General features: G+C 34.9%; 9 protein-coding genes. 5 read left to right on the top strand and 4 right to left on the bottom strand.

Features of this window, described 5'->3' with window-relative positions:
- Positions 1-246 precede the first annotated feature (246 nt).
- The 5 genes from ACHRVX_RS18810 (at position 247) to ACHRVX_RS18790 (ending at position 10093) form a co-directional block, all read left to right on the top strand.
- Positions 247-3777, top strand: coding sequence for a malectin domain-containing carbohydrate-binding protein (locus tag ACHRVX_RS18810; protein WP_395334993.1), 3531 nt, complete (start codon positions 247-249; stop codon positions 3775-3777).
- Positions 3778-4083: 306 nt separating this feature from the next.
- A complete protein-coding gene (locus tag ACHRVX_RS18805; RefSeq protein WP_395334991.1) occupies positions 4084-6507 on the top strand; it encodes a sugar-binding domain-containing protein in 2424 nt (807 codons plus the stop codon).
- Between the two features lie 115 nt (positions 6508-6622).
- Positions 6623-7843: a DUF4272 domain-containing protein gene (locus ACHRVX_RS18800; RefSeq protein WP_395334989.1), complete on the top strand. Its 1221-nt coding sequence runs from the start codon at positions 6623-6625 to the stop codon at positions 7841-7843.
- 247 nt (positions 7844-8090) lie between these two features.
- Positions 8091-8918, top strand: coding sequence for a helix-turn-helix domain-containing protein (locus ACHRVX_RS18795; protein ID WP_395334987.1), 828 nt, complete (start codon positions 8091-8093; stop codon positions 8916-8918).
- A 47-nt stretch (positions 8919-8965) separates the two neighbouring features.
- Positions 8966-10093 carry an FAD-dependent oxidoreductase gene (locus ACHRVX_RS18790; protein WP_395334984.1) on the top strand — a complete coding sequence of 376 codons (1128 nt, stop codon included), beginning with the start codon at positions 8966-8968 and terminating at the stop codon, positions 10091-10093.
- Positions 10094-10130: 37 nt separating this feature from the next.
- Here the strand turns inward: ACHRVX_RS18790 and ACHRVX_RS18785 are convergent, their stop codons facing one another.
- The 4 genes from ACHRVX_RS18785 to ACHRVX_RS18770 form a co-directional block, all read right to left on the bottom strand.
- Positions 10131-11138, bottom strand: a complete 1008-nt coding sequence (locus ACHRVX_RS18785) for an FAD:protein FMN transferase (protein ID WP_395334982.1) — start codon at positions 11136-11138, stop codon at positions 10131-10133.
- A 324-nt stretch (positions 11139-11462) separates the two neighbouring features.
- Positions 11463-13652, bottom strand: a complete 2190-nt coding sequence (locus ACHRVX_RS18780) for a PepSY domain-containing protein (RefSeq protein ID WP_395334980.1) — start codon at positions 13650-13652, stop codon at positions 11463-11465.
- Between the two features lie 83 nt (positions 13653-13735).
- Positions 13736-14218: a DUF2271 domain-containing protein gene (locus ACHRVX_RS18775; RefSeq protein ID WP_395334977.1), complete on the bottom strand. Its 483-nt coding sequence runs from the start codon at positions 14216-14218 to the stop codon at positions 13736-13738.
- A gap of 80 nt (positions 14219-14298) precedes the next feature.
- Positions 14299-15792 carry an ankyrin repeat domain-containing protein gene (locus tag ACHRVX_RS18770; RefSeq protein WP_395334974.1) on the bottom strand — a complete coding sequence of 498 codons (1494 nt, stop codon included), beginning with the start codon at positions 15790-15792 and terminating at the stop codon, positions 14299-14301.
- Positions 15793-16293 lie beyond the last annotated feature (501 nt).

The raw sequence follows: 16293 nt of genomic DNA, 5'->3' as shown, positions 1-16293 counted from the left end.
CTGTCAGGTCTAAATGAAGAAGTAAAACAAACATTTTGTCATTTCAACGGAGGAGAAATCACATTCAGAGAGCAACGCACTGTATGTTTACGTTATGTGATTTCTCGTTCCTCGAAATGACAAACTGAACGAAAATATTATGAAAACAGATAGCGGGATTAGCTCCTGATAAAAGATTGGTTTTATCATAGAAATCGAAATCACAAAAAATGATAACCTTATATCACTTATATGGTTTAAAAAAGCATGAAGAAAACATTTTTTATTTATTTTTTTTTAGTTTTTTGCTCTGTTCAGAGCCAGGTGAAACATGCGTCAGCGGAATTACGCAAAGAGATTTCGCTGAATTCATCTTGGGAAACTATTATCTTAAATAATCCCGTGCAGCAAGATGAAAGCTTTGTGAGCAATCCTAAAATTGATTCGCAATGGCAAAATGTAAATGTTCCCCATAACTGGGATCAGTATTATGGCTACCGCAGAATGAAACACGGTAATTTGCACGGAACTTCCTGGTATCATAAAACATTTAAAGTTGATAAAAAAGATAAAGGCAAACGCCTTTTTTTGTATTTTGAAGGAGTAAGTTCGTACGCCACAGTTTGGGTAAACGGGAAAAAAGTGGGTGCACACAAAGGCGGAAGAACCACTTTTACAATCGATATTACAAACTCAGTTTCTTTTAATACCGAAAACACAATAATGGTCAAAGCCGATCATCCATCGTTTATTGCAGATCTTCCTTGGATTTGTGGTGGATGTTCCGGCGAATGGGGATTTTCTGAAGGATCGCAGCCGTTGGGTATTTTCAGACCTGTTTCTTTGGTGGTTACGAATGAGGTTCGTATTGAGCCTTTTGGCGTTCATATCTGGAATGACAAATCAATTTCGAAAGAAAAAGCCATTCTTCATACCACAACAGAAATTAAAAACTACGGTAAATCAGAACGTAATTTAACAATTGAAAATATACTTTTTGATGCTTCAGGAAAGCAAGTTGCTGTCAAAAAAAATGAAATCAAAAGTGCTTCGGGAGAAACAAAAGAAATAACACAAACACTTCCGGAAATTCTTCAACCAAAATTATGGTCACCATCCAATCCGTATTTGTATGCGTTGGTAACTTCGATTTACGAAAAAGGAAAAAAAATAGATGAATTAAAAACGCCTTACGGAATTCGCTGGGTCAGCTGGCCGGTTAGTCGTGACGGAAAAGACAATCGTTTTTATATCAACGATGAACCGTTATTCATTAACGGAGTTTGCGAATACGAACATATGATTGGAAACAGTCATTCGTTTTCAAACGAACAAATTCATGCCAGAATCGAACAAATAAAAGCAGCTGGATTTAATGCTTTTAGAGAAGCGCATCAACCGCATAATTTATTATATCAAAAAGAATTAGACGAAAACGGAATCCTTTTTTGGAGCCAGTTCTCGGCACATATTTGGTACGATACTCCGGAGTTTAAAGAGAATTTTAAAACCTTATTACGAGAATGGATTAAAGAACGCAGAAATAGTCCGTCGGTTGTAATGTGGGGATTGCAGAATGAAAGCACGATTCCAAAAGAATTTGCCGAAGAATGCACCAAAATTATTCGCGAAATGGATCCATTATCGGAGTCGCAACGTTTGGTAACGACTTGTAATGGAGGAGAAGGAACAGACTGGAATGTCGTACAAAACTGGTCTGGAACTTATGGCGGTGATCCTTTAAAATACCATCTCGAAATGAGCACACAACTCTTAAACGGAGAATACGGCGCATGGCGAACAGTAGATTTACATACTGAAGGAGAATTTGATCAAAAAGGAATTTTGAGCGAAAACAGATTTTCGCAATTAATGGAAATCAAAGTCCGTGAAGCCGAATTGGTAAAAGATAAAATCGCAGGGCAATTTAACTGGCTTTTTGCTTCGCATGAAAATCCGGGTCGTTCTCAAAACGGAGAAGGATTTCGTGATATTGACAAAGTGGGTCCCATAAATTACAAAGGACTTTTTACCGTTTGGGGCGAACCTCTGGACGCGTATTATATGTACCGCGCCAATTATGTTTCGAACAAAACAAACCCAATGGTTTATATTGTTTCGCATTCATGGCCAAGTCGTTGGGATTCGGCAGGAATAAAAAACGGAATCGATATTTATTCGAATTGTGATGAAGTAGAATTATTTAATGATGTCAATAAATCATCTTTAGGAAAACTAAAAAACCCGGGAGTAGGTCAGCATTTTCAGTTTAACAATGTCAATGTTCAATACAATGTTTTGTACGCCGTGGGTTATGTAAACGGAAAGGCGGTTGCTAAAGATTATGTGGTTTTGAACACGCTTCCGAAAGCGCCAAATCTTAATGCATTATATACCGATCAGGCAGATATTACAAAAGCAAAAAAAGAATACAATTATATTTACAGAGTCAATTGCGGAGGTTCAGAGTTTACAGATTCAACTGGAAAAACCTGGTTTACAGATGCACATAAAAATGGGCAATATACCTGGGGATCTTTATCGTGGACAGATAAATTTGAAAAATTACCGGATTTTTATGCAAGTCAAAGAAGTACTTTTGACCCCATTTCAGGAACAAAAGATCAGGCTTTATTCCGAACTTTCAGATATGGAGTGGATCAATTAAGTTATGAATTTCCTGTTGGAGATGGTGAATATTTGGTCGAATTGTATTTTACAGAACCGTGGTACGGAACTGGCGGCGGTTTAGATTGCAAAGGCTGGCGATTGTTTGACGTTGCAATAAATGATAATGTAGTTTTAAAAGATTTTGATATTTGGTCAGAAGTTGGGCATGATAAAGCATTGAAGAAAACTTTTGTCGTAAAAAGCAAAAACGGAAAAATCACAATTAATTTCCCTAATGTAAAATCGGGGCAAGCGATAATTTCTGCAATTGCCATCGGAACAAAAAATAGATTTGAGAAACCTGCTGATGCTTCACTAAAAAACATTCAGAATCTGGTTTTAAGTTCTTATGATAAAACGATTAATGGAGTAGCTTCGTGGCTGGATATTAATTCAAAACAATATTCAGATTCAGAAGTTGTTTTTACACAATTACCTTCAGAGGTTTTTGGAGCAGATTATTTGCAGTTTTCTTCCCAATCAAAAACTTCGGGTTCGTTTATAGTTAAAGAAGATTCTGATGTTTATATTTTGATTGATAACAAAACAACAACTCAATTTACAGGATTATCGGATTATAAGAAATCAGAAGAAATGGCGAAAAATAGTGATAATATTAAGTTTGCTCTTTATTCTAAAAAAGTAAAAAAAGGAGAAAAAGTTACATTTGATAATTCAGAAACGATAAGTTCGATTATTGTCGTTCCAACTTATGATATGGGAGAAAAAGATGATTCACGTCAGACCTTAGTTTTAGAAGCCGAAAATGCCAAAACAACCGGAACGGATATTGTAAAAGGAAATTTCAAAAAAGCCGATTATATTGAATTCACAAAAAAGACTTCAAACAGTATTGAATTTGAAGTAAAACCCGGAGTCGCCGGAATTTATTTAATGCGTTTTAAATTCATGAACAGAAATGAAACGCCATTAAAAGTACATTTCAAAATGGAAGATGCGTACGGAATTTTAATGCGAAATGATACGATCGAGTTTTTCCCTTCACCGGAAAAATGGAAAGTTTTAAATACGACTTCCGGCGGATATATAAATGCGGGAACGTATAAAATTACGTTGGAAGGAGAAGATTTGAAAGGGTTGATGTTGGATTCGTTTGAGTTTCAATAGGTTTTTTTGAGGTGCAAAGAGGCAGAGATTCAAAGGGACAAAGGTGATTGTAGAGACGCACAGCAATGCGTCTACGTTTCAGTTGTCCGGACTGTGTGTTTCAGACATAACGTAACCACGATTGTCAGGCTGAGCGGAGTCGAAGCCTACGCAAAGTTTTACCTCATTTTTGTCATTTCGAGGAACGAGAAATCTCCGCAAGAAGCTCTACAAAGATTGACGATTTTGTGGGCGGAGTTACTTGCGCGGGCTTCGACTCCGCTCAGCCTGACAAATAGGACGTAATTTGATTGTAAAAATAAATTTATGAATAAAAACATTTTACAAAATACCGTAATCGCTTTAGCAATATTGCTTACCACAACGTGTTTTGCCCAAGGAAAAAAAGCAAGAATAATCGAAGATTTCAATAAAGACTGGTACTTCAAATTAGGAGATAATCCAACGGCAATTCAATCTGATTTTAACGCTGCCGATTGGAGAAATTTGCAATTGCCTCACGATTGGAGTATCGAAGGAGAATTTAATAAAGACAATAAAACAAAACAGGCACAAGGTTTTTTACCGGCGGGAATAGGCTGGTATCGTAAAACGTTTACACTTCCGGCAAGTGCGAAAAGCAAAACTATATCGGTAGAATTTGATGGTGTTTTTAAAAATAGTGAAGTATTTATCAACGGACATTCTTTAGGAATTCGTCCGAATGGTTATATTTCATTTTCTTATGATTTGTCGCAATATCTAAATTTTGGTCAGCCCAATATCATCGCTGTAAAAGTCGATAATGATGCACAGCCCAATTCGAGATGGTATACAGGATCAGGTATTTACAGAAATGTGCGTTTTGTTATTGCCGAAAAATTGCATGTTGCCGAATGGGGAACTTTTGTAACAACACCGGAAATTTATAAAGAAAAAGCGTCGGTTCATTTAGAAGTCGAAGTTAAAAATGATTCGGATAGGGAAAAGGAATTTATAGTGGTCTCTACCATTTTCGATAAAAATAATGATGACATTGCCGAAGTACAATCAACAGGAAAAATCGCGGCAAATTCATCTTCAAAAAAGATTCAGGACTTCATTTTAAAAATGCCAAAACTCTGGAGTACAGAAAATCCATATCTGTATAAAATTATTACTAAAATTTATGAGAAAGGCGAATTGACTGATAATTACGAAACGCCGCTTGGAGTTCGTTTTTTTGATTTTGATGCCGAAAAAGGGTTTTCATTAAATGGAGTTCCGATGAAAATTCTTGGTGTTTGTTTACATCATGATAACGGTGCTTTGGGTGCAGTTGAAAACATTCATGCATTAAAAAGAAAATTAGTTTTAATGAAAGAAATGGGCGTAAATGCCATTAGAATGTCACATAATCCGCATTCGTTAGAAATGATGCAATTGTGCGACGAAATGGGATTTATTGTTCAGGATGAAGCTTTTGATGTTTGGAAAAAGAAAAAAGTAACCAATGACTACCACAAAGACTGGGATGCGTGGCACAAAAAAGATCTGGAAGATTTTATTAAAAGAGACCGAAATCATCCATCGGTTATGATGTGGAGTATTGGTAATGAAATCAGGGAACAATTTGATAGTACGGGAATTGCGATTACGAAAGAATTGGCTCAAATTGTAAAATCATTAGATATAACGCGTCCGGTAACTTCGGCTTTGACAGAGAATGTTATTGAGAAAAATTTTATTTATCAATCGGGAGCTTTGGATCTTTTGGGCTTCAATTACAAACATGAAGATTATAAAGATTTTCCAACACGTTTTAAAGGACAAAAAATAATTGCTTCCGAAAGTGTTTCGGCTTTGGAAACGCGCGGTCATTATGATTTTCCTGCAGATGGAATTAAAGCCTGGCCGCCAAAACACGGTGCTCCGTTTGACGGTAATGCAGACTGGACGGTTTCGGCTTTTGATCAGGTAAAATCGTATTGGGGTGCAACGCACGAAGAAAACTGGAAAACTATCAAAAAACAGGATTTCATGGCGGGAACTTTTATCTGGACGGGCTTTGATTATATCGGCGAACCAGATCCGTATCCGTATCCGGCGAGAAGTTCTTATTTCGGGATTGTAGATTTGGCTGGTTTTCCAAAAGATGTGTATTATATGTACCAAAGCGAATGGACAACGAAACCTGTTTTACACATTTTTCCGCATTGGAACTGGAAAGCGGGACAAGAAGTTGATGTTTGGGCATACTACAATAATGCCGATGAAGTTGAATTGTTCCTTAATGGAAAATCTCTCGGAAAAAAAGCCAAACAAAATGACGATTTGCATATTTCATGGCGTGTAAAATTTGAACCGGGAACTCTAAAAGCGATTTCGAGAAAAAACGGAAAAGTGGTTCTGGAAAAAGAAATTCATACTGCCGGCGAAGCTTTCAAAATAAACTTAAAAGCAGATAAAAAAGAAATAAGAAATGATACTTATGATTTGGTTTACGTAACGGTTTCTATTACAGATAAAGACGGAAATTTACTTCCAAATGCTGATGATTTAATTAATTTTGAAGTTTCTGGCGGAGGAAAATTAGTTGGCGTTGATAATGGTTATCAGGCAAATCTGGATTCTTTTAAAGCTAATTCGTGTAAATTGTTTAACGGAAAATGTATTGCGATTATTCAGTCGAACGGAAAAAGGGAAACAATAAAAATTAAGGCGTCGGCAAGTAGTTTGCCGGTTTCTACAATTGAAATTAAAGTGGACTAATTTATCTCTTGCAACGTTTTTTTGAACCATATAAGTTATGGTTTATTTTTTATATTAGCGTAAACAAACAATTTTATAAGCCTGAATATTTTAATTACAAATAGAAAATAATAAAATGATCTGCACTATTTATTCACACCAGCATGGTTTTGAAAATATTAAAGAAATAATACTGTCACATGTTCCTAATGGGAATGTTTTGCTGAGTCAGGAAGATGGATTTGATATTATCGACATAACAATTGAAGATTCTCCGAGTTCTTCAAAAAACATAAACATTTCATACAGGGAAAGGCTTAAACCTTCATATCAGATTCCCGAAATTGATGATTCGGCTTTAACGGCGAATTTAAAAGGACTTTACGGTTTTGTGAATTCATTGCCAACTGTAAATGAAAAAGTTAAAGATTTATTTCTGCATAAAATATTGACTTTAAATTGTGAATTTACAATTACTCAGGAAAATGGAGAAGTAAAAGAATTAGCAACGATTATCAAAAATATTGCACAGGAACTTGATGCTGTTTTATTTGTTGAGCCTGAAACTGTTATCAGCAAATCAAGCGGACAACATTTTTTAGATAAAAATTTAAATTTGATTATTGATACTGAAGGGAATTGTGAAATTGAAACTTTAGAGGTAACAATTAGTTCAGACTATTTTGATGCAGATCAGAATCAATTAGAAGAAGATCAATTGCTAAGAAAGGAAAAGAACGAACAAATTCTTGAGGAATATAATATCAAAATAAACAGAAATCTTCCTTGTGTTGAATCTGAAAACGAAACGACGTTAAGAACTCCAAGAGAAATTGCACAAAGGGTTAGTGCTTTAGCAGTTGTAAACCTGGTAGCGTTTAATAGTATTTCTGAGGAAGAAGCTACTGACTATTTAAAAGAATATAATCTTTGGGATTTTACGACGGATGTTGAAAAAGAATTTCTGGCAAACCCAACAGATGATAAAAAAGCACAGGAAAGCTGGAAGTGTGAAGGCATTTGGGTTTTGATGTGGGCTTTGCAGAAAGTTGATACATTAGATTTTCCGGATGAATTTTGCGATCTGGAAAATATTGATCCTGATAATTATCCGGTGGGTCAGGATAAAGATCCTACTATTTTTATCGATTCAATAGTTTCTGTAAGATCTAAAAGTGAAATTTTAGATGCCAATGATTTATATTACAGATTTAATTGGGCTTGTGTTGATGAACGAATTAACGGAAGAGAAATTGAAGGCATAAATCCGGGGATTGTTTACGAAAGGCAATATGCTTTAAACTGGCTGATTAATTATATGGATCAGGATTGGGATTCTGTTAGTTGTGATACATAGTTTTGTGTTGAAATTTAGTTTGTGAACTTTGTGTTGAATTTTACCGCAAAGTTCACAAAGTTTATTAATTGGTGGTTTATAGAGGTAAGTTTAGAGAAGCAAGATTAGAGAAGCAAGATTATAGATTTTAGATGAGAGATTATAGAGGAAAGATTATGGATTATAGATAATTGGATAAATTTGCTGGATAAATTTTATTCTGTCACAATAATTGTTCTTTTATCTTTGTATTCAATAAACTTTAAATATGCTAACTTTTAGAAAACATCATATCGAATTTGATCCTCCGGAGGTGTTGCAGGACAGTATAAAATGCTTCTGGTATGACAAAAGAATTAGTGGTGAGGATGCATCTTATTTTGAGGTTTTACCTGATGGTTATGCTGAAATTGTTTTTTATTTTGGGAGTATTTGCAGTATTTCTTTTAACGGAATTTTACAGCCTTTGCCGTCTCCATTTATCATGGGCTTACTGAATCAGCCTGTTGTTTTACATTCAGGTTCTATGGAAGTTATTGCGATCAGGTGTTTTCCGTGGACGGTATTTGATTTACTCGGATTAACTTCTGGTGCTGGAAATGGCGGAGTTTATTTATTTGAACATGTTATTACAAAGCTTCAATCGACATTACAGACTTTAATTGAATCTAATAAAATAGAAGAAGCAATCGCTTGTGTACAAGAATTTTTCATGAATGCACAATCCCAAATTCCTGTAGATAGTTTGTTATTTAAAGCAGGAACAGCAATGCGAAAAGCGAAAGGAATTATTCCGGTAACCGAAGTTGCGGCGGCAGCTCATGCAACGGTCAGGACTTTAGAAAGAAACTTTAAACAATCCTCAGCACATAGTGTTAAAGATGTTGCTGGTTTGATGCGTTTTGAACAGGTTCGCAATCATTTATGGCATTTTCCTGATGCTAATATTGCGGGTTTAGCCCAGGAACTTGGTTATACAGATCAATCACATCTTAGTAGGGAATTCAAGCGTTACAGTGGCACAACTCCTGGAGTATTTGCCCGAAACGCAAAGAAAATGATCAGTAATGATTTTGTCGCATTTGTACAATCCTAACAGCGCTATAGTGCAGAATTTTGTCTTTCAAAACTAAAAACTAAATTATGTTATTGAAAAACAAAAAAATAGCCATTATTGGTGCCGGACCTGTTGGTCTTACAATGGCAAGATTACTACAGCAAAACGGAGCAGATGTTACAGTTTATGAAAGAGACAAAAATGCACAAACCAGAATTTCTGGCGGAACTCTTGACTTGCATAAAGCAACCGGACAAAAAGTGATGCAAAAAGCAGGATTACTGGAAAACTATTATGCTATGGCAAAACCAATGGGCAGAACTGTTGCGGATATAAATGGCAATGTGCTGTTATCTAAAAATCCTACTGCTGAAAATCAATATGATAATCCTGAAATCAACAGGAATGATTTGAGACAATTATTGCTTGCAAGTTTAATAAATGATACAGTTGTCTGGGACAGGAAATTCATTGAACTTAAAGAAGACAATGGAAAATGGCTTTTGCAATTTGAAAATGGAATTGAGGTAACGGCAGATTTAGTTATTGGAGCAAATGGCGGAATGTCTGTTGTCAGAAAATATAGTACCGATGCCAAGATAGAATATACGGGAACGCTTATTATTCAGGGAGAAGTTGCTTTTCCGGAAGTGGAATGTCCGGAATTTTATCAGCTTTGCAATGATACCATATTAATGACTGCCGGAGACGGGAATTTGCTTGTTGCGAATCCTAAAAATGGAAATGTGTTAAGTTACAGTGTGATTTTTAAAAAGTCTGCAGCATCTGCTGAAACTGAATTAAACTTTAAGGATAAGGAAAATATCATTTCATTTCTTACTGATAGATTTGCTGACTGGCATGAAAGCTATAAGCAATTATTTCGTTCAACGTCGTCTTTTGTTTTATGGCCAACACGAAAGATAGCATTGGATAAACCCTGGAAAAAAAAACGTCTTTTACCTGTAACATTAATTGGTGATGCGGCACATATTATGCCTCCTTTTGCAGGTCAGGGTTTGAATATAGGACTTGTCGATGCTTTACTATTATCTGATAATCTGACTAATGGAGCATTCGAAACTATCGAAGATGCTATTTATGATTATGAAAAACAAATGATGGTATATGCCAAAGAAGCACAACTTGAAACTGCCAAAAATGAAGCAACAATGATTTATCCTAATTTTTCATTTCTAAAGAATTATGAATAGGTTTTGGTCTTTTTTATAGTTAAATTTTTAAAAATCGCTAAAGTTTAGGTTTGAATTTCTTGATTTTGAAGTTTTTTGATTTTACTAACTTTCCGTTGTCGGTAATCATGACACAACTATAATCAGGATATTTTTTTAGAAGCTGTAGTCCTTCGGTTTGTCCTAAAACCATTAATGAGGTACTTAAACCATTCGCAGTTTCTGCATTTGGACCAAAAACCGATACGCTGCACAATCCTGTGGCGGGATAACCTGTTGCAGGATTGATAATGTGCGAATAACGTTTGCCATTAAAAACAACAAACTTTTCGTAACTTCCTGAGGTTGTTACTGCGCCGTTATTCAAAGGAACTACGGCAAATAAGGTATCAGGATGAAAAGGGTTTGTCATACCTATATTCCAGTCTTTTCCGTTGGGTTGCTTTCCCCAGGCGGTCATATCGCCGGAGCCGTTGACTATTCCGGCTTTAATGCCTTTCGCGAGCATCATATTTCGGCATTTATCGGTTGCATATCCTTCGCCTAACGCGCCAAAACCTATTTTCATTCCCTTTAATTTTAGGAATATTGTTGATTGTATCGAATCTAAAATAATGTTTTTATAGCCCACTTTTTCGACTGATTTTTTGATGGCTTCCGCCGAAGGCATTTCGGTCATCGATCCGTCAAATTTCCAGATTTTGTCCATTGCGGCAAAACTCACATCAAATCCTCCGTTTGTGGCTTCAGAAAATTGCATGGCTCTTTGGGTCAAGTCAAAAACTTCACGATCTACTTTTACAGGTTTTATTCCCGCATTTTGATTGACTTGTGAAACTTGCGAATCGGGTTTCCAATCGGATATCAGGTTTTCGATTCGGGTGATTTCTGCAATAACCTCATCGATGTTTTGTTCTGCCGAAAGGGAATCTTTTGCGACGATTGTAATGTCAAAACGTCCGCCCATAAGTAAGGTCGTTCTTTTTCTGAGAGTTTGTGCATTGCCTGAGAAGCAGCAGATTACTGCAGAAAAAAGTAAAAGTTTATTTAAGATTGATTTATACATAAAAATCTTTTTTCAAGGAAAGTTTATTAACATTCGAAATGTGCCTTTAGGTACAAAATATTGGTAGAAAACATAAATTGTAAGACAGTTAACGTGCCGTAGGTACCCAATAGTAATCATTTTGTTGCGTACCTACGGCACGCTAACGAATTTTAAATATAATAGCTACCAATATTTTGTACCTAAAGGGACATACATCTGTTTATATAGCAAAGCAGCAACTCAACTATAGTATTCGGCACGCTAACGAATTTTAAATATAATAGCTACCAACATTTTGTACCTAAAGGCAAATCTGTTTAAAATAACAAAGGAGCAACTCAACTAATAGCAATCACTTAATAACTGACCATTCTCTTTATAATATGAAATGCTCTTCATTTCTTCGGCAAGACATAATTTATCCAAAATAGCTTCTACATCTTTTTGCATGGCGAGAGAACCGCAAATCATGATTACGCCGCCTTCTTTCAATAAACCAATAAAAAAGTCAGCATCACGTTTGATTAAATCCATTACATAAAAATGTTCGGCTTCGCGGGATAAAGCCAGATGAAAACTTTGAAGTTTTTGCTTCTGAATCATTTCTGCTGTAAACTTTTTATAGCCTGAAACGGTTTCGGTTTCCATGCGGAATCCGGCGTATAAATGTGTTTCTGTTTTGGTTTTGTTCTGTTCAATCATTCCCAGGAAAGGCGCGATTCCGGTTCCGTTTGAAATTAAGGCAACTTTAGATACTTTTTTCGGAAAGTGAAAAGCCTTATTATTGATGATTCTGGCTTTGATTGTATTTCCCGGAATCAGATTATTCAAGAACTCAGAACCTAATCCGTTTGGGTGTAATTTTACAACTAATTGTATGTTTCCGGAATGATTCCCGATAGAGTAGAGGCGTTCCCGGGTATCGTTTGCGGGATAAATAGCCAGTAAATCACCTGAAAAGAATTTTGCTCTCATATTTGCTCTTAATGTAAGTATGAAAGTCTGTTCGTTCTCTGAAACCAGTGTTTTATCTAAAACCATAAGTTTTTGAAAACCTTTAGGAACATGATTGTACAAAGATGGTGTTGTTGATAAGGCAATATTGGTTTTAGCGCTCCATAATTTGATCCAATTTACAAATTCGTCTGCTGATTTATCATTTACGGTTTGTACGTCTAATAACTGTTCTGTCCAGGATTGATTTTGTAATTGTTTGTCTATTTCAAAGGCAAATTCACAAAAATCAGGATATGCTTTTGATCCAAAACCTACTACAGAATACTTGATTTTTTGCTTTTGAGGATATTTCTTTAAAAGAGATAAAAATTTACTTCCGTTTGAAGGTGCGTCTCCTAAACCGTGAGTGGAGGAAAATACGATAATATTTTCTGCTTTTGAAAAAGTCGTATAGCTGTTTAATTCGGTTATGTATGCTTTTTTTCCGTGAGCGATTAATTGTTTCAAAATGGCATTGGCGAATCGCAACGAACTTCCGTTTTCTGAACCTGCCAATAAAATAAATTCGCTTTCATGAGCTTTGAATTTATTTTTAATTCGGCTTGATCTTCTTTTTAATGTAATTGCAAAACCGGAATATATAAAAAACAGAATATTAATACTGGCGACTGCTAATATAAAAGCCCAGATTCCGTTGGCTCTTCCGGTATGGAGATTCAGGCTTAAATCAGACAACTGAACGGTCATTGGAGAACGCTTTTCGGTTACAACCGCACCTGTAATCTGATTGACTTCGATTTCACGATCTTTTAATTCAATGATATAATATTCTTCGGGATCATCAGTAAAGGGAAATTCAATTTTTTTGATATCGGATAAAAGGGTAGTGGTGAAAACCGAAGCAGTTTTTTCTTTCGAAGGTATTACGGTTGCTGTTTTTTGCTTTTGGTTTTTCTCTTTTCCCATGAAAAAATTGAACCTTTCCAGCGATAAATAAGTTCCTGTAATGGCAATAATCAAAATTGGAATTAAAGCGAATCTTCCTAAAACTACATGATAGTAATGGGCAAAATATTCTTTGACTACTTTTGAGAAAAAGTTGCGGATTCCTCTTTGTCGGTTCAAAACAAGTGCAAAACCAGAAATAGCAATTAACAGTAACAGAAAGGAAATTACGCCAACAAAAAAGCGTCCGGTTTCATGAAGAAATAAGGAACGGTGAAAACCCGTGACCCATTGTATAAATTCGGATTTCTTAACAGGCTTGCCTAGTTGTTTTCCTGTTTTTGGATCAATGTAGGAGTTAATATCATTGCCATCCTGATCGATGGCCTGCAGGGTTACAAATTGATTGTGATCAATGCTGATTTCAGTTATTTCCGAATATTCTTTTTTTAGAATTGGCAGGGTTTCACCTAGAGTAATCGTATCAAAATTTGCTGTTTTGTACGGGAGTGTTTTTTCCTGCATCGCATCAACTGCCAGAATAACTCCTGTTGCTGATGCTAAAATTAAAAACAAAGATGAAAACAAAGCCAGTGCCAAGTGTGTGTAACGCCAAAAAGAAAGAGTCATTGAGTGTAATCTAAAGTGTAATCAAATATAGTGTAAGCTTTGTCTAAGTTCAAAACTAAGACAAAGCTTGAATAATTAAGTTATTAAATTTTACTTAATCTAACATATCTAATATATCCTTTTCCTTCGGTTTTGTCAGCCAAACCTTCTGTTGTTAAAGGAATTTCTACATCATTTATATGGTATTTTTGATCTTCAACTGCTGATTCAAATCTTAGTTTGTATCCTTTGTTAATTTTCGAATCATCGATTTCTATTGTTGTCATACTGCGATCTCCACCCGTTACTGATGCGCCGGTTTTTGCACTGATATCTGCTGGTTTTGATGTTTGAAATTTATTCCATTCTTTCAATGATTTATACCATTTTTTATCGTCGCCCATTACATACAGCGTTTTTTCGTATTCTCCTTTAGCGTTGATAAGTGAAACTACGATATAAGCTCCTTCACCCATATAATTAGACATTTGCAGCATGCATTTGTATTTGCTTGCCTGCGCATTTGCCTGAAAGGAAATAAGAAATAGTAATGTGCTTGTAAGTAGTATTTTAAATATTGATTTCATTTTTAATTGTAAATTTTAGAGTTCAGATTTTAGATTGTATTGAAATTTGGAATTTTAAAAATTTGGAATTTTATAAAAAACTATTTTAAAAATTCTACTGAAACATTGCTTTTTGTCAATGATTCGTTTTCTTTTGCCAGCGCATACGCACTTTCGTCAAATTCTGTATTGATGTCTTTTTTTGCACCTATTGAAACCAGATATTTTAAGATAGAATCATCTTTTGCTACCATTGCGGCTTTATGTAAAGCAGTGATACCATCTTTGTTTTTTGCATTTACATCGATTTTTAAGTCGGCTAATTTTTTAATCAGGTTGATATCGTTTTTAGCAATTGCGAAATGGTATAAAGTACTTCCGTCTTTTTGAGCTGCTGCAAGGTTTAGTCCCTTTTCCTGTAGTAATTTCACTTTAGTATCAAACGGATCTTTTGCAGCATTGGCCTCGCGGCCTGCCGGTCTGTAAGCTTGGACTAAATAGACTCCCAGATTGTTTCCGTCTTTGTCTTTTACATTTACATCTGCACCTTTGCTTAATAGAGCTGCAACTGCTTCCGGAGTTCCCGATCTTACCGCCATTGTCAAAGCCGATTCTCCTTTTGGGTTTTGTAAATTGATGTTTTTAGCCAGCGGTAATAATTTTTCTAAAGCTGTAATTTCTCTTGCTCCGGCTGCCACCATAAAAGGAGTGTTTCCTTCTTTATTTACTTTGTTGGCATCTACGCCTTTGGCTAAAAAATAAGCGATTATTTCACTTTGATTTGGTTTGTTTACTAAAAGATGAAGTACATTATCTCCTGATTTATTGACAACGGTTGGTTTAATTTTTACTTCTTCAACTAAATATTTGTAGGTTTCGAGAGGAGTAGTTTCCCTACGTGTTCCTTGTGTAGCGATTAAAAGTGCATTGTCTGTATGTTTTACTCCTTTTTCGGCTAATTTTTTTAGTAGAGTTACATTTCCGGTTCTGGCAGAGTAGTCAAAAGCGGTATTTCCGTTATTGTCTACATCTTTCAAAGACAATCCTTTAGTGGTAAGATAATCCGTAAAGGTTAATTCTTTATCAAACGGAATTGCCAGTAATAAAAGATTTGCTCCGTCATTATATTTTTTCTTTGGATCTAATCCTGCTTTAAAAAAAGCGTCTGCAACTCCTGAATTTAAAAGACCGTTTCCTGCTGCAAAAGCAATTGGTGTGGTACCGTGGCTGTCTTCAAAATTAATATCTGAACCTTTAGCGATAAGATATTCTACAAGTTCAGTATTTCCTCTGTAAGCTGCCCAATGTAAATATATACGATTATCGTGTGTTGATTTATTTAAGGGATTTCCGGGTTGATCTAATATGTATTTTATACTTGCTAATGGTGCATCGTTGTTGATAGCAATAACTGCAACATCAAAAGCATTTGCATTGGCTTCAGACGGGCTGTTTCCTTTTGCTATTTCTGCTTTTACTGCGCTGACATCAGGTGCTTTTTTCCAAAATGCCTGTTCCAGCAAATTGTTTTTTTGTTGAGCACTAACAAATAAAGTAGCGACTAATGCCAAAGACATAAAAATATTCTTTTTCATATTTAGGTATTTATTGTTTTGAATTTGTTTCAGGATATTTTATTTATAACTGTTTAGGCTCTTAAAACAAACCTATTTAGAACAAATAAAAATAACGCAAATGTAAAAATTAATATCAGTTAATCAATTCATTTAAGAAATAAACTCCAATTTTAATCCAATTTTAATTTTTTATATAAGTTAGTTTGTATAATTAATTTTAAACATTTTTAAAATTTTGATTAAAAAAACGGAATCATATTAAATGTTATTTTTTCATAATTTGATTCTCTAAAGTTGCCTCTTATACCTGAAAGTTGTTAATTAAAACAGAAATAAAACTTAAAATTTAATTTACATTTTAATAAAACAGCACTATTTTTTTTAAGAGAAAAATGATGTTTCATAATCTAAACGAAACCAAAAAACATAATTTATAAGTTTAAAACTACTTTTTTACTTGTTTAACTTTTATTTAATTTTTTAAAATAAGTTTTTTCTTTCAAAAAATATTTTAAATTG

This window comes from Flavobacterium sp. FlaQc-47, from assembly GCF_044006475.1.
In the GTDB taxonomy this organism is placed as follows: domain Bacteria; phylum Bacteroidota; class Bacteroidia; order Flavobacteriales; family Flavobacteriaceae; genus Flavobacterium.
This window is presented reverse-complemented; position numbering and strand designations above follow the sequence as displayed.